Raw genomic sequence first — 16,030 nt, 5'->3', positions numbered from 1 at the left:
ATTAGCAAAGAAACTCTTTTGGTTTAACCGGAAGGGTTTCTTTTTATACAAATTACATAATATTATCGAAATAATTTGGGTGAATCAACGAAAATAAATTTAGGGATTGACTTTTGGGCAAAATGGAATAATAATATAATTACTTTGATAAAACATTTAATAAAAGAAATGAAGTTATGCATAGCATGTAAAGGAGAATGATGATTATGGATGGAAAAATGAAAGTTGCAGTGATGAATGGAATTGGTAAAATGGGATTTGAAGAGCGTGAGATTCCTAAGGTAAAAGAAAACGAAGTTTTGGTGAAATTGGATTATGTAGGAATCTGCGGTTCGGATCTTCATTACTATGAAACCGGCGCTATCGGAGATTATGTGGTAGAGCCTCCTTTTGTACTGGGACATGAGCCGGGCGGCGTAGTTGTGGAAGTTGGCGAAAGCGTAACGCATTTGAAGGCAGGAGACCGTGTTGCTCTGGAACCCGGGAAGACATGCGGGCATTGTGAATTTTGTAAAACCGGCAGATATAATCTGTGCCCGGATGTGGTATTCTTTGCAACACCTCCGGTAGACGGGGTATTCCAGGAATATGTGGCGCATGAGGCGGATCTGTGTTTTAAACTTCCGGATAATGTCAGTACATTAGAAGGTGCACTGATTGAACCGCTTGCAGTGGGATTCCATGCGGCAATGCAGGGAAATGCACATGCAGGCCAGACGGCAGTTGTTATGGGAGCCGGATGTATCGGCCTGGTTAGCATGATGGCATTAAAGGCAATGGGCGTATCCAAAGTTTATGTGGTGGACATTATGCAGAAGAGACTGGATAAAGCAATGGAATTAGGAGCAGACGGAGTAATCAACGGGTCAGAAAAAGATGCGGTGGAAGAAGTATTGCGGCTGACAGGCAATAAGGGCTGCGATCTTGCTATCGAAACGGCAGGTACACAGATCACAACAGTACAGACAATACATATGACGAAAAAAGGTTCCGACATTGTCCTGGTTGGCTATAGCAAGAGCGGGGAAATGACCCTTCCAATGAGTCTGGCTTTAGATAAAGAGCTGACCTTTAAAACCGTTTTCCGCTACCGCCATATCTATCCAATGGCAATAGAAGCAGTTGCTTCCGGAAAGGTAAATCTGAAGGGAATTGTTACGGATATATTCAGGCTGGAGGAAGCCCAGAAGGCAATGGACTACAGCGTAAATAATAAGGCAGATGTGGTGAAGGCTGTTATCAAAATATCAGAAGAAGCGTAACCAGGCAGAAGTATGCGCATAAAATTCTAGAACCATATTAAATACAGCATAGAAAAAGACAGGGGCAATCAGTTCCTGTCTTTTGTGTATGTTCTGATGCGTGTATAAATTACCGGGAAGTCTGATTAATTCAAAGCCATATTCCCCCAGACGGGAGGTGTGAGGCTTGAAATGCCTTCCACCATCGTATCATGGTCATTTCTGAATAAATGCGGGATATCTTCTTTAATCAATGAAGAATCCCCTTTTTTTAATATAATTTCATCATTTCCCACAAGAAGGGTTAATGTTCCCGACAGAACAGTTACGATTTCCTCGGAATGATGGACAACCGGAAGTTCCGAATCCTGTGTATGGGGTTCGATGGTAAACCGGATCATCAGGCTTTGGGGCATAAATTTATGGGAAGGGAGGGGGCTTAGAAAATGATAAGTAACAGATTCCTGGTGGTTGTGCATACGAATCTGCCGGTCTTCCCGAATTGTAAGTGCCTCATCTTCTTCATAGTCCAGCAACAGATAAAGCGGTACATCCAGAGCTTTGGCAAGCTTTCGAAGGGATGAGAGGGAGGGTTCTACCTGCCCGTTTTCTACCTGGGATATGTAGCCAATGGAAAGACCGGTTTCTTCAGCCATGATTTTCAATGTTAAATTTGCTTTTTTTCGATATTGTTTAAGTTTATTACCAAGCATGGTATCCTCCTGATAGTAGTGTCTGTGATTTAGTCTGTATTTTATTTGATTATAGCATATCTAAAAATAAAAGGGAAACATTTTAAGTAATACTAAAATTTCAGAAAACAATTGACATATAATTATATAAATAGTAATATAAATCTAAAATATTTATAAAAAGTTTAGTATTTATAAAAAAGGAGAAGCGGATATGAAGATTGTTGATTTGAAGTTGGAAAAAATTCGGATTCAGTTAAGCGAGCCTTTCCGGGTAGCATTTGCTGTTATTGATTATTCTGAAAATGTACTGGTGAAAATCATTACGGACGAAGGGATTGCGGGATATGGTGAGGCAGCACCGCTGGCATTTGTGACCGGTGAAACCATTGAAGGGGTTATAGCGGCACTTCAGATGTTCCGTCAGGGACTGATCGGGGAGGATCCTCTGAATATTGAAAGGATACATGCTCTTATGAATGGTGCAATTGCAGGAAATACTTCTGCAAAATGTGCAATTGACCTGGCGCTTTATGATATCCGCGGCAAAGTGATGGGACAGCCTGTATATAAGGTACTGGGCGGATTTGCAAACCAGGTAGTCAACGATATAACCATTGGCATGGACGAAACTGAAAAAATGGTAGAAAAGGCCAGACATTACGTGCAGGAAGAAGGATATCATATCCTGAAGATTAAGACGGGAAGCAATCTGGAAAAGGACATAGAAAATATACATAAAATCCGGGAAGCGGTAGGACCCCATATCCGTCTCAGGGTGGATGCTAATCAGGGATATTGTGTAAGCGATGCGGTAAAAGCACTGGATGCATTTGAAAAGGCGGGTGTTGAAGCTGTGGAACAATGCCTTGTGGATTGGGATATGGAAGGCGCAGCCTGTATTCGCCAAAAAGCAAGAGGAATCAAGGTTATGCTGGATGAGTCTATTCACAGCCCGATTGATGCAGCAAAAGCCTGCAGGCTGGGTGCTGCCGATACCTTGAATATCAAACTGATGAAATGCGGCGGCCTCTATCAGGCAGAACAGATCAATGCAATCGCAATGGCTAATGGAGTAAAATGTATGGTTGGGTGTATGCTGGAAACAAAACTTGCCATCACTGCCGGACTGAGTCTGGTTGCATCCAAGCAGAATATTACCGAGGCGGACTGCGACAGCTTTCTGTATTATAAGGATGAATCAACGGGCATGAGCGGCGGGTTTACCAGGGAGGGAGATATCTTTACCCTTTCAGATAAGCCGGGATTTGGATTAGATATTAATTTCTAGAAGACTAAGGAGGAGGGTTTATAAAATGACATTACCTATTTTTAATTCGACGGAAAGTTTGCTGGCGGTTGTATTTATCATGATCGCTTTCAGTATGTGGCTGCAAAAGTATTCCGCCCTGAAAAGCATCGGTCCGGTACTGACCGTGATCGTGATCGGGATTATTTTATCCAACTTGAAAATTGTGCCGGGCAGCCATGAATTATATGGTACGCTGGGGACATATTGTATTCCAATATCAGTATCGCTGTATCTGCTGAATGTGGATTTCCAGGGCTTGAAAAAGCTTTCCAGGCAGCCATGGATCGCTATTATCTGTGCGGTTTTCAGTGTGAGCATCATCAGTGTCATATTTGGGGTAGTATTTGGAAATGTCATTCCGGAAGGCTGGAAAGTTGCAGGGATGTTCGTAGGTACCTACACAGGCGGAAGCGCAAATCTGACGGCAATAGCAGTAGGGCTTAATGCTGCACAGGAAACCATTGCTTCTGCAAATGCAGCTGATTATGTAATCGGAATCCCGGTACTGATTCTTTTATTTGCAATGCCGGCTATCCTTCGGAAAATGAAATGGATTGAAAGAGTATGGCCTTACCATTACACCGAAGCAGAACGCCAGGAAAGTGACGGCTCAGGCAGTCTGATGGGATCGGATACCTGGAGCATCCGGGATATTGCTTATCTGCTGGCACTTGCCATTACGATCTCTACAGTGGCAGGAATCATATCAGCTAAGCTTTTCCCAGAGTCTTTTATGAGTGCCGGTAAAATTCTTTTAAATACAACGATTTCTCTGATTATGGCACAATTACCTATGGTAAAGAAGCTGAAAGGAAATATGAGCCTCGGACTGTTATTCGGTATGATGTATCTCTCTACCATTGGTTTTATGGTGGACATCCGGGCATTTTTTGGATCCACACTGGCAATTACGCTGTTTTGTGCATGTGTAATTTTTGGTGCAATGGCACTTCATCTTCTGATTCTGCGCCTGTTCAAAGTGAAGTATGAATATGCTGTATTGTCTATTACAGGAGCGATTGCAGACGGGCCTACGGCTGCGCTGGTAGCGTCCGGCGGAGGATGGAATTCCCTTGTGGGAATCGGTCTGATTATGGGTGTAATTGGCGGAGTATGCGGAAACTATGTGGGAATTGGTGTTGCGTATCTGATTAAAATGCTGATCGGAGCTTAAAAGGGAGGCAGAGATATGGTTCAGTGGAAGTTTTATACTTCGGGAATATTGTATGGAATCTTCTGGCAGGAAGCGGACGGATTTTATTGCAGAACATTGGATTTTACCAGCGGGATACTGACAGAAACGGTTGTATTTGATGAAGCGGTGAATGAAAAATATAAGCAGATGAGCCGACTGGATATATTGAGGTTTCTAAGGCGTAAAGATACTTATGAAAAGATTTTCACCGGCTGTGACCAGCCTGAAGCGGATACGCCATTTGCGGAGCGCTATACGAAAAGGCTAGATGGCATCTGGGGACAGAGAGATATCAAGTTCCCTCAGAATTTCCTGGTATCGGAATCAGTTCTGGCCGGGGTAATCTGCCCGAACAGGGAATGTGCCTGGATACTGGTACGGGATGGGTATGAGAAAAAAACTGTACTGAAGGATTGGATAAATTATGACGGCAGATACCACAAGCCCTGTCCGGTCAGGTATGCCGGGATGTATGATGTAATCACCCGGGATGGAATTACACTGTCAACCGATGTCTATCTTCCGGGGAACGGGGATGGTCCGTTTCCAACCATGCTGGTGCGTACTCCTTACGAAAAAGAATCCGGTGCAGAAAATTATTTCCGCTATGTACAGCGTGGATATGCGGTTGTGATTCAGGATGTCCGTGGGCGAAACTTAAGCGGTGGAGAGTTCCTTCCTAATTATTATGAAGTGGAAGATGGCGATGATACTCTGAACTGGATTGCTGCGCAGCAGTTCAGCAATCAGAAGGTTGGGATGGTAGGAGGTTCCTATCTGGGGTATGTACAATGGGCAGCGGCAGCCAGTCAAAACCCTTATCTGTGTGCTATCTTAAGCATCGTATGTGCGGGAAGTGCATTTGTGGATGTACCAAGAAGAGGCGGATGCTTCACCTCCGGAATGCTGGCATGGTCGTTTGCCATGTCTAAGAAGAAAATGGATCCGGCCCTTATGGTACGGGATGATTGGGAAAAGGTTCTGAATATCCGTCCCTTGTCCCAGGTAGCTCCTGAGGCACTGGGTTATGATATTCCCTTCTTACAGAAATGGCTGAAGCATACGGATAATGATGAACTGTGGAAGCGTTCGGACTGGCAGGCCAGGAATCCCAAACAGCGTATTGTGCCTGCTCTGATTATGTCAGGATGGTTTGATGATAATGGGATGGGAACCACTCAGGCGCTGGAACTTACAAAGGACTATCCGGAGGGAATGCGAAAAGTGATTCTTGGTCCATGGATGCACAGCGGCAATGCTAATTATGATATTCATGGAATTCACATGGGCATGGATACAGTACGATTTGATATTGACCTGATGTTTTTCAAGTGGATTGATCATTTTCTGAAAGGACGGGACAACGGGATCTGCAGCACTTCTCCGGTAGAGTATTATACACTGGGCGAGAATAAGTGGAAACAGGCGGACCGGTGGCCGATAGAGCGTGCTAAGAAGAAGGTGCTTTATCTTTCGGGGACAGGCAATGCGGCAAGTGAAGCAGCTGGAAACAGTTTAAACGGAAAATCAAATGGCATGCTGACCGGTAATCCGGGTGCAGATGGCAGTGATACTTATAGCTATGATCCGGAAAATCCCGCTGTGCATCTGATTGACATGTCGGAAAATGAGCTGGAAGTTCCGGAAGATTATACAGAGGAAGAGAAACGAAATGATGTACTGGTCTACAGTACGCCTGTTTTAAAAAAGGCAGTTACCATTACCGGAGATATGCTGGTTAAATTATACATCTCTTCGGATGCACCTGACACGGATTTTATTGTACGTATCACGGATGTACAGGAAGACGGGCGTTCCATTAAACTGGCTGACGGTATGCTGTGTGCCAGGTACCGGGAAGGATTTGAACAACCTGTATTTATGGAACCGGGGAAGGTGTATCCCATTCAAATCAGAACCACAAAGATTTCCAATACCTTTCAGCCCGGTCACCGGATCCGCCTGACGATTACATCCAGTGCGAAGAACTTTATTTTTCCAAACAGTAATACCACAGGTGGATTTGACAGTGAAGAATTCATGGTAGCTCAGAATACGGTCTATTATGGTAAACAGTACCCTTCGTCTGTGGAGATTAGGGTGGAAGAAGCACTGTAAAATGTTATAATTATAATAAAATTGTTTATAACAGGAAAGAAAGCAGGGAGAAGATATGGCTAATGAATTTGATTCTGAATTTAGCAATGTGAAGTATCTTGACAAAGAAAATATAGTATTTTTAAAGTGGAAAAAGTTTTGTTGTTTTGGTGACTACAGAAACCCTACAACATTTGCGCTGAATTTATTACGTGAAAATCCAGGCAGCAATTTTGTGATCGATGCACAGAATGGATTTGAGGATGAAAAAGCGGATGTGGAATGGGGATTCTCCTTTCTGCTTCCGGAAATGGCAAAGACGGATTGCAGATATGTAGTTTTTATCATGAATGAAGTAAATGAAATTGAAGAAGAAATGGATATGTGGACTAAAGAATTCAAGAAATATTTTGCAGTGAAAAAGGTGGAAAGTTTTTCCCAGGCGAAAGAATATCTGGAAATGGTTACTGTGTAAATTTTTATTTTTCTATTTTATTAATTATTTTTAAGTAGGTAAGCCGCTGGTCAAAAGATCAGCGGTTTTCTCATTTGCATATTGTTAACCAAAAAAATAAATTAGTTGACAATAGGACGGGGCTATTATATATTTACTGGTGTAACAGTTATTCAGATGAGAACAGATATTATATTTATGGGAGGTGAAAAATTGAAAAAACGATTGAAAACAAGTGATATGGTAATGTGTGCGTTGTTTACGGCATTGATTGCTGCAGGAGCATTTATAAAGATTCCGGTTCCGGTAGTTCCCTTTACACTGCAATTTTTATTTACCATGCTGGCCGGACTTTTACTGGGTGGTAAACTTGGAGCACTAAGCGTATTTGTATACCTGATACTGGGGCTCGCCGGCTTGCCGGTATTTTCCGAAGGAGGCGGTATCGGTTATATTTTCAAACCGAGTTTCGGATATATAATTGGATTTGCAATTGCCAGTTTTGTGACGGGACACATGGTTAGAAAAGCAGGCAGTTTACATATGGGCAGGATACTTGCCGCCAATTTTACAGGGCTTGCAATCGTATACGGCGTAGGAATGCTGTATTACTATCTGATTTGTAATTTTGTCATTGATATGCCAATCGGTCTTTGGCCATTGATTTTATATTGTTTCATTCTGGCGGTACCGGGAGATATTTGTCTTTGTTTTCTGGCAGCGTTCATTGCAAAAAGATTAAAGCCGGTTATCAACCAGCTTTTATGAAAGAGGAGGAGCAGCATTGTATAGTGTAGAAGGTTTAAAGGAGAAAATTTGGAACTCAGGTACGATAAACAAGGAGGAGGCGATGTTTTTGGCTGAGGCGCCGCTGGAAGAACTTTGCAGGGCAGCGGATGATATACGAAAAAAATTCTGTGAAAATGCATTTGATATCTGTACCATCATAAACGGGAAAAGCGGAAGATGTTCGGAAGACTGTAAATACTGTGCCCAGTCCGCTTATTATCCGGCGAAAACAGAATCCTATCCGCTGATGTCATCTGAAGAGATCGTAAGTCAGGCAGTCTATAATGAAGAGCGCGGTGTACTCCGTTATTCAATTGTCACATCCGGAAAAAGGTTAAGTGAAGAGGAAATAGACCAGGTCTGTGAAAGTATACGTCAGATCAGAAAGGAATCAAATATCGCTGTCTGTGTGTCCTTTGGGTTGTTGAATGAGACACAATACCGCAAGATCCGGCAGGCGGGAGCTACCAGAGTACATAACAATCTGGAATCATCCAGGCGCTATTTCAAAGAGATTTGTACAACCCATACTTATGACGATAAAATAGAGGCATTGCTTGCTGCAAAAAGAGCTGGTTTAAGTATCTGCAGCGGAGGCATCATGGGGCTTGGAGAAACTATGGAGGATCGTATTGACATGGTGCTGACACTGAGGGATCTGGGTGTAAAATCCATTCCGGTAAATCTTCTGAATCCTATTCCAGGGACCCCATATGAGGGAAAAGAAATATTATCTAATGATGAAATGTGCAGGATAACAGCTGTTTTTCGATTTCTGATTCCGGATGCGTCTATTCGGCTGGCGGGTGGAAGAGGACTTCTGACGGACAAAGGTGAGCAGTGCTTTTCCTCCGGTGCCAATGCAGCCATATCGGGAGACATGCTGACCACGTCAGGGATCAGTATCCGGCAGGATATGGAGATGTTAGAAAAATTAGGGTATAAGGCGGTGCTGTATCATGGGTAAGAGTATATTTATAACAGGAACAGGCACCGATGTGGGGAAAACTTTTATTACGGCACTCATAGTAAAAAAACTGCACGAAGCAGGGAAAAAAGTGGCTTATTTCAAGGCGGCTGCCAGTGGAAATGTAAGATCAGAAAAAGGTCTCATTCCGGGGGATGCGGATATGGTCAGGAAAATTTCAGGCATTGATATGAAGCTGTCTGATATGATTCCTTATGTATATGAAAATGCAGTTTCTCCACATCTGGCTTCAAGAATAGAAGGAAATCCGGTAAATTTGGAAGTTGTAAAACAAAAATATGCAGAACTTTGCCGTCATTATGATTATGTTACCATGGAAGGAAGCGGTGGAATCCTTTGTCCGGTCTGTTTTGATGAAAAGGAAATCTGGCTGGAGGATATTATTAAAACCCTGGGCCTGAGTTCAATCCTCATTGCAGATGCCGGACTTGGTACAATTAATGCGGCAGTACTGACAGTTGAATATATGAGGCAGAAGGGATTGCCGGTAAAAGGTATTATCTTAAATCATTATCATCCTCAAAATCCCATGGAAGAAGATAATAAAAAAATGATTGAACACAGAAGCGGCATACCGGTAATTGCATGTGTGGAGGATGAGTCCGGGGATCTGGATATAGAATTACCAAAGCTGATGCAATTATATGAGTAACGGAGGAAGAAGTTTTAAAGAAAATTTACATTCAAACTACTAATTAAGGAATAGCGCAAGCCAGCTTGTGCTATACAAGGTGATAAGTGTGAAACAAAAATCGTTTCAAACTACTAATTAAGGAATAGCCCAAGCTAGCTTGCGCTATACAGGGTGATAAATATGAATTTAATTGAGAAGGACCTAAAGTATATCTGGCATCCATGTTCCCAGATGAAAGACTATGAAGAATTAAAGCCAATTGTAATTGATCGTGGAAAAGGCGTATATTTATATGACAAGGATGGAAAATCCTATCTTGATATTGTGAGTTCCTGGTGGTGCAATCTTCTGGGACATTGTAATCCGAAAATAAATGAAGGGATGAAGCAGCAGCTGGATCAGCTGGAGCATGTAATATTTGCAAACTTTACCCATGAACCTGCAATAAAATTATGTGAAGAGCTGGCTGGGATATTGCCGGAGGGACTCTGCAAATTTAACTTTTCCGACAATGGATCTGCAGCAGTAGAGTGTGCTCTGAAGATGGCATTCCAGTACCAGTATCAGACCGGACATCCAAAGAAGACGAGATTCATGTGCCTGAGCGAAGGATACCATGGGGAAACCATCGGTGCTCTGTCCGTTGGCAGCATGGACCTCTACGCTAAAATTTATCAGCCGATGCTAATGGATACCATACGGATAGAAGCTCCGGACTGTTATCGGTGTCCCTTTGGAAAATGCAGGGATGATTGCGATGGAGAGTGCATCTGCCATGCCGAAAAAGCATTTGAGGAATTTGCAGATGAGACCTGTGCAATGATTGTAGAGCCTTTGCTCCAGGGCAGCGCTGGAATGCGGATGTATCCTCCGGTTTATTTAAAGAAACTGCGCCGGCTTTGCGACCGTTATCAGGTACTTTTAATCGCCGATGAAATCGCAACGGGATTTGGCCGTACCGGCAGGATGTTTGCTTTCGATTATGCGGGAGTCAGTCCGGACATTATGTGCGTCTCCAAAGGACTTACCGGGGGCTATATACCAATGGCAATTACCATAACTACGGATCAGATCTATGATGCTTTTTATGCCGATTACAGTGAAGGAAAAGCTTTTATGCACAGCCATACATACAGCGGCAATCCTCTGGGATGTTCGGCAGGGCTTGCGGTACAGAAAATACTGCGGGAAGACCATATATTAGAACAGGCTGCCACAAGAGCAATTTATTTGAACAAAAAAATAGAAGAAGCTTTTTTGGATCATCCCAATGTAGGGGAAATAAGACATCTTGGATTAATCAATGCCATAGAGCTGACGCCGGATAAAAAGACAAAGTCAGATTACCCTTCCCAGCTGCGCATGGGTTATCAGATATATAAGGAAGCGTTAAAGAAGGGCCTGATCCTACGTCCTCTTGGCAATGTACTTTATTTTAATCCGCCGCTGATTATTAATGAGGAAGAAATCGATAAGGCAGTAAATATGTGCAGGGAGTCAGTTCGTGAAGTATTGAAAGTCTGATTGTAGTATTTATTGAAGAAAGTATTCGACTGGCTCCAATCGGATACTAAGCGGGCACTGAGCCGAGAGATGCATCAGGATTTCTCAGCGAATGCCCGTGTAAAAACGTCTCTTAATCAGCAGATCCCAAACGTACAGCGCTTACTGTTGCAGAATATTTTTTCTATATCCATTAACCATATATTCTATCGTAAGCCCTATTTTTTGATTGATCTCGGCAGTTTTATGCACCGGGTAATTTAACGCCAACTCATTCAATGCACCTGAAATGCAATAGGTCATTAATTTTGTATCAACGTCATCCGCCAGGTAACCCTGATGTTTTAACAAGTCAATATGCGTCTGCAATACATCCATTGAATTTTCAAGGTCTGCTTTTCTCCAGGCATCCCAGCCGATCACAACAGGGGCGTCCACCAACAGGATACGCCTGCAGTTTTTTGCATTGGCGCCTTTCACAAAACCCAGACATCCAAATGTAAGCTGCTGCCACGGATCATCACTTTTTAATGCTTCTTTTTCAATATGTTTTGCAATATCTTTTTGAACAATCTCCAGTACCGCAAGGAAAAGTCCCTGTTTATTCTTAAAATGGTGATACACCGCTCCCCGTGTCACGTCAGCTTCCTCAGCAATTTTTTCCAGAGATACATCATAGTATCCATGTTGTGTAAAATGTTTTCTTGCAATTTTCAATAAGGCTGATGTTGTCTTTTGTCTGGCTTCTTCTCTTTTCATTACTGTAAACTCCTCCTTATTTTTAATTTTTCCTTACTTTTGATTTCTCATTCCGTGTTTGATGATCCATTCCTGTGCTTTGCTGGAGGGTGTTTTCCTCCATTGTGCAATGATAAGATCTGCCTTCTCCGGCGATTCCCGATATAAATCATTCAGATTATTGCCAACGCTTTTTTGTACAAACATTTCAGGATCATCTTTTAAATTAGTGAGTATTTCTGTGTACCGTTCAAATTCATCCAATGCGGAAAGAAGTTTTATACCCCAGGGCAAGCGTATTCTTACACCTTCACTGGCAAGCCTGCGCACATGAACATTATCATCATGTGTCCAGAGGATCAGCTCATCCATTACTTCACCTGGATGCTCCTTCAGCAGAGGACGGATAGCAAACTCACCAGTAAAACGTTTTGTCAATTCTTTTAGGAAAGCCAGAGACTCCTTCCAGTTTTCGATTCCGTTACGTTCAACGTATCTCCCAATAGGCCAGAGCCACCATCCAAGGTTAAACATTCCTTCCGGCTGTGTTAATTCCGGGCCCAGCAGCTCATAAAAGGTTTGTATATTTTTCATATAATCATTCCCCATGCTTTTTTCCATGGCATCAACAATACAGTCAAACCTTGCAAATAATTCTTTGTCGTCAAGATTTCCGATTAAGTCACTGCAAAAGTTCTGTGAGTTGAAGTGGGGCATTACTGAGTACAGTTTTGAAGAAAGTTCCAGAACATATTCGTCATTGTAATGCTCTTTGTGCTTCATATGTATTACCTCCTTTTCAATGCTTTATCTTATATTAACATACGTACAGTATGTACGTCAAATTGTTTTTTCAGCTTTTGTAACCGTCAATGGGCAGCAGATTAAAGTCTGATTTTGGTTCTTGGAAACGGAAAGTAAAAAGCACAAATATTACATCTCACACACGGCTGATACATTTCAAATTAGATTTATATTTGGTAAAATATGTATACAGAACAAGTAACAGAAAAAGATGAGAAGCAAAGGAGAAGCAGGGTATGAAAAAAGGATTATTAGTAAAATTGTTGTCAATGGCAGTTGCAGCATCAATGATAGCAGCAGGCTGCGGTGCTGCCACAGAAACATCTGAAACAAAAGAGTCCCGGACTAACGGGACAGAAGCAGTATCGAAAGAATCAGCCAGTGGGACAGAAAAGGCCGGTGGCGAAACGGAAAAAGCCGGAAAATCAGCCGGAGAGAAAAGTGAGGGCGATATCCCATCGGAATTGACACTTTACACCTATTATGCAGACAGTGCAATAGAACAGGTTGACAGAGCACTGGAGATTATGAAAGAGACATATCCGGATTTAAAGATAAATATTGAACATCGGACGGATTCGGATGGAAGTGTCTTAAAAACAAGAGCAGCCGTTGGAGAATTGCCGGATATATTTGAATGCACCGGACAATTAACGGATCTGATGGTGAAATCAGGTGATTTAGCAGAATTAGATTCTGTTATTGAAGAGACGGGTTTCTTTGATAAGTATCTGGACGGAAATTTTGAAGTAAAAAGATCGGCTGACGGACATTTTTATGCTATATCATCAACTACACCGGAGTGCTGCCTGATGTTCTATAATAAAGAAGTATTTGCGAGACTGGGTCTGAGTGAACCGAAAAATTTTGATGAATTTAAAAATGTGGTAGAGAAATTAAGCGGGGACGGGATGATACCTTTGGCTCTGTTTGCACAGCAGAAATGGCCGGGGCTTCAGATGTTTGATATGGCAGTTATAGGGGAGGGCCAGCCACTTGGCATTACCGGTTTAGATGATGGAACTGCGAAAGTTACAGATCCTGAATATCTGGCAGCAGCTAAGAAGCTGTCTGAGCTGGTTTCTATGGGATTGATCGGCAAAGGTGCATTAAATACAAATGCCAGTCAGGCTTTCGAATTACTGGAGACAGGACAGGCGGGTATGCTGGTCAATGGCAGCTGGTTTTTCAATGATGCGGCAGTTGGGGGATACGGAGATAAAATAGGATATTTTGAATATAATCCCTTTGCGGACGCAGGAAAAGAAGAAGAAATGCATTGGACAAAATCCGGCGGAACCGGTGCAATGGGAGGATATGGTGTAAGTGCAAAAGGAAAATATGTTGAATATTCTAAAAAAGTGTTGATATCATTTTTAGAGGCAAGAGATATAGCAAATGCAGAACTTGGTTCTCTCAGTGTACGAAAAGAACCGGTAAAACCATTAGAACCAAGAGCAGAAGCATACCAGGCTTATGCAGACAGCCTTGATAAAATAGAATCTACGACTAAATATGAATGGGCTTTAAATAATCAGGAATTAATTACCGGTCTTGAAGATGCTTGTGAATTGCTGCTTACCGGATTAAGTACTCCCGAAGATTATATCGCAGATCTGGAGGAACGTATTTCTATGGCACTTGGTGAATAGATCAGGAAACTTTTCAAGGAAGAAAGGGTAAGATGATGAATCCGTTATTTAAAAAGAAAAAAGCTGCTATGTTTCTGTTTGCTGCACCGGTTGTAATCTTATTTTCCATAATTATAGTGATCCCTCTGATACAATCTGCAGCAATGAGTTTTACGGAATGGGACGGTATTAATAAAGCTGTTTTTAATGGACTAAGTAATTATAAACGTCTTTTTACATCCAGAGATTTGAATGTTTCCATACGGAACAGTCTTTTATATTCTGCAATACTGACTGTTTATCAAATTGGTATTGGAACGCTACTTGCATATTTTATTGTGAATTTCAAGATTAAAGGGAAGCGGTTTTTTAAAGATGTATATTTCTTTCCGGTTTTGTTGTCCGTATCTGTTGTCGCTCAGCTTTGGATATCAATTTACCATGGAGATTTTGGTTTAGTAAACCAGCTGTCCGGCTTGTTAGGATCAGATTGGAAGCAGAACTGGCTCAATGAACCGGTAAAAGGAATTATTGCAATTGTGATAGCAGAATCCTGGAAAGGAATGGGATATCATATGCTGATTATTTATGCAGCAATGAAAAATGTTCCTGATGTTTACTATGAAGCATCTATCATTGACGGGGCGGATAAAAAACAGCAATTTTTTCATATTACCCTTCCCCTGACAGTGTCCACGATAAAAGTCAGTGTGGTTATGTGCATTACTTATGGATTCAGGGCATTCGAAATGATATACCTGATGACTGGAGGCGGTCCCGGCAATTCCAGCTATACTATGCCAATCATGATGTATAAGGCATTATTCAGCCTGCAGAAATATGGTTATGGAAGTGCGATAGCAGTAGTTATAGTGGTGATTTGTGTAGGGATGATGCTTATTATAAATAAATTAACAGAACGTTTTGATGTGCAGTATTAACTGATTTGGAGGTATGGTATGAAGAAGATAAAATCTTCTGAGAGAAAAATAAAATCTTCCAGGATAATCGTATATACCATTATGATTCTCTACGGAGCGATATGTCTGTATCCGGTTATCTGGATGGGATTTTATTCATTGAAGAATAATGAAGAAATATTTGTAACGAATCCTTTTGGTCCCCCCATGATACCCCAATGGGGAAATTATATCAAAGCAGTAACACAGTTTGATATCCTTTTGTATTTTAAAAACAGCATCTGGGTTTCGCTGGCTGCAATGTTTCTTGGAATACTGTTTTGCCTGATGTTTACATACGTGGTGTCCAGAGTGCGGGTACGAACCACAAAAGCACTGCATTCTATGGTAATAGCCGGAATGTTTATACCGATACAGGCAGTTATGACACCTCTGGTTGTTATGGTGAAAAATCTACATTTGACAAATACATTGTGGTCTTTGATTGTTCCCTATGTTGCTCTTAGCTTTCCCTTTGGCGTGATGGTTCTTTATGGTTTTTACCGAAGCCTGCCGATTGAGTTAGAGGAGTCCGCTTACATGGAAGGAGCGGGTTTTTGCAAAACCTATTTTCGTATCATATTACCCCAGATGAAATCAGCGGTTTCCGTGTTGATCATTTATCAGTTTATATCCCACTGGAATGAATTCAGTCTGGCATTAATTTTAATTACCAAAAATGAGTTAAAAACACTTCCGTTGGGACTGGCAGGTTTTTATGGGCAGTTTTCTACGGATTGGGGACCGGTTGGAGCAGCATTGGTAATTGCAAGTTTCCCGGTAATCATGCTATATGTATTTTTCAGCAATAAAGTAAGTGATGCCATGGCTTTTTCCGGAATGAAAAATTAAATTCATTGTGGGGATACTCCTATCCCTTTATAATATTAGATGATATAAACTTGCATTCTTTTGAATGTACGGGAGAGATTTTGATATTGCCTGTACCGGAGCCTGTTTAACACGCTCCGGCAATGTTAATACAGCTAAAAA

General features: G+C 41.8%; 15 protein-coding genes. 12 read left to right on the top strand and 3 right to left on the bottom strand.

The annotated features are described in order from the left end of the window. Nucleotides 1–206: 206 nt before the first annotated feature. Nucleotides 207–1,262, top strand: coding sequence for an NAD(P)-dependent alcohol dehydrogenase (locus QR40_RS10400; protein ID WP_044294797.1), 1,056 nt, complete (start codon nucleotides 207–209; stop codon nucleotides 1,260–1,262). Nucleotides 1,263–1,387: 125 nt separating this feature from the next. On the opposite strand, the gene QR40_RS10395 is transcribed toward QR40_RS10400, so the two are convergent. Further along, nucleotides 1,388–1,954 (bottom strand): helix-turn-helix domain-containing protein, encoded by a 567-nt coding sequence (locus QR40_RS10395; RefSeq protein WP_027294536.1) that lies wholly within the window; start codon nucleotides 1,952–1,954, stop codon nucleotides 1,388–1,390. A gap of 193 nt (nucleotides 1,955–2,147) precedes the next feature. Between QR40_RS10395 and QR40_RS10390 the strand changes: the two genes are divergently transcribed. The 8 genes from QR40_RS10390 to bioA all read left to right on the top strand — a co-directional run bounded on the left by QR40_RS10390 (nucleotide 2,148) and on the right by bioA (nucleotide 10,926). Beyond that, nucleotides 2,148–3,224 (top strand): mandelate racemase/muconate lactonizing enzyme family protein, encoded by a 1,077-nt coding sequence (locus tag QR40_RS10390; protein WP_044294795.1) that lies wholly within the window; start codon nucleotides 2,148–2,150, stop codon nucleotides 3,222–3,224. Nucleotides 3,225–3,249: 25 nt separating this feature from the next. Next, nucleotides 3,250–4,419, top strand: coding sequence for a DUF819 family protein (locus QR40_RS10385; RefSeq protein ID WP_027294534.1), 1,170 nt, complete (start codon nucleotides 3,250–3,252; stop codon nucleotides 4,417–4,419). Nucleotides 4,420–4,434: 15 nt separating this feature from the next. Continuing rightward, nucleotides 4,435–6,558, top strand: a complete 2,124-nt coding sequence (locus QR40_RS10380; protein WP_044294793.1) for a CocE/NonD family hydrolase — start codon at nucleotides 4,435–4,437, stop codon at nucleotides 6,556–6,558. A 55-nt stretch (nucleotides 6,559–6,613) separates the two neighbouring features. Then, on the top strand, nucleotides 6,614–7,012 hold the full coding sequence (locus QR40_RS10375; protein WP_027294532.1) for a hypothetical protein: 399 nt from the start codon (nucleotides 6,614–6,616) through the stop codon (nucleotides 7,010–7,012). A gap of 177 nt (nucleotides 7,013–7,189) precedes the next feature. After that, nucleotides 7,190–7,759: a biotin transporter BioY gene (locus QR40_RS10370; protein ID WP_044295000.1), complete on the top strand. Its 570-nt coding sequence runs from the start codon at nucleotides 7,190–7,192 to the stop codon at nucleotides 7,757–7,759. Between the two features lie 16 nt (nucleotides 7,760–7,775). Then, nucleotides 7,776–8,747, top strand: a complete 972-nt coding sequence (bioB, locus tag QR40_RS10365; protein ID WP_044294792.1) for a biotin synthase BioB — start codon at nucleotides 7,776–7,778, stop codon at nucleotides 8,745–8,747. After that, nucleotides 8,740–9,420 (top strand): dethiobiotin synthase, encoded by a 681-nt coding sequence (gene bioD, locus QR40_RS10360; RefSeq protein WP_027294529.1) that lies wholly within the window; start codon nucleotides 8,740–8,742, stop codon nucleotides 9,418–9,420. The genes bioB and bioD overlap by 8 nt, the downstream gene beginning before the upstream one ends. A gap of 162 nt (nucleotides 9,421–9,582) precedes the next feature. Further along, nucleotides 9,583–10,926 carry an adenosylmethionine--8-amino-7-oxononanoate transaminase gene (gene bioA, locus QR40_RS10355; RefSeq protein ID WP_044294791.1) on the top strand — a complete coding sequence of 448 codons (1,344 nt, stop codon included), beginning with the start codon at nucleotides 9,583–9,585 and terminating at the stop codon, nucleotides 10,924–10,926. Between the two features lie 141 nt (nucleotides 10,927–11,067). Here the strand turns inward: bioA and QR40_RS10350 are convergent, their stop codons facing one another. After that, nucleotides 11,068–11,664, bottom strand: coding sequence for a TetR/AcrR family transcriptional regulator (locus QR40_RS10350; protein WP_044294790.1), 597 nt, complete (start codon nucleotides 11,662–11,664; stop codon nucleotides 11,068–11,070). Between the two features lie 33 nt (nucleotides 11,665–11,697). After that, entirely contained in the window at nucleotides 11,698–12,426 is a 729-nt protein-coding gene (locus QR40_RS10345) for a DNA alkylation repair protein (protein ID WP_044294787.1), read from the bottom strand. Nucleotides 12,427–12,683: 257 nt separating this feature from the next. Between QR40_RS10345 and QR40_RS10340 the strand changes: the two genes are divergently transcribed. The 3 genes from QR40_RS10340 to QR40_RS10330 are packed head-to-tail and all read left to right on the top strand — an operon-like array spanning nucleotide 12,684 to nucleotide 15,889. Continuing rightward, entirely contained in the window at nucleotides 12,684–14,099 is a 1,416-nt protein-coding gene (locus QR40_RS10340) for an ABC transporter substrate-binding protein (protein WP_027294525.1), read from the top strand. Nucleotides 14,100–14,131: 32 nt separating this feature from the next. Continuing rightward, nucleotides 14,132–15,019 (top strand): carbohydrate ABC transporter permease, encoded by an 888-nt coding sequence (locus tag QR40_RS10335; RefSeq protein ID WP_052377830.1) that lies wholly within the window; start codon nucleotides 14,132–14,134, stop codon nucleotides 15,017–15,019. Between the two features lie 18 nt (nucleotides 15,020–15,037). Continuing rightward, nucleotides 15,038–15,889 (top strand): carbohydrate ABC transporter permease, encoded by an 852-nt coding sequence (locus tag QR40_RS10330; RefSeq protein ID WP_044289423.1) that lies wholly within the window; start codon nucleotides 15,038–15,040, stop codon nucleotides 15,887–15,889. Nucleotides 15,890–16,030: the final 141 nt, after the last annotated feature.

Origin of the sequence: Robinsoniella peoriensis (genome assembly GCF_000797495.1) — a bacterium.
GTDB lineage: Bacteria > Bacillota > Clostridia > Lachnospirales > Lachnospiraceae > Robinsoniella > Robinsoniella peoriensis.
This window is presented reverse-complemented; position numbering and strand designations above follow the sequence as displayed.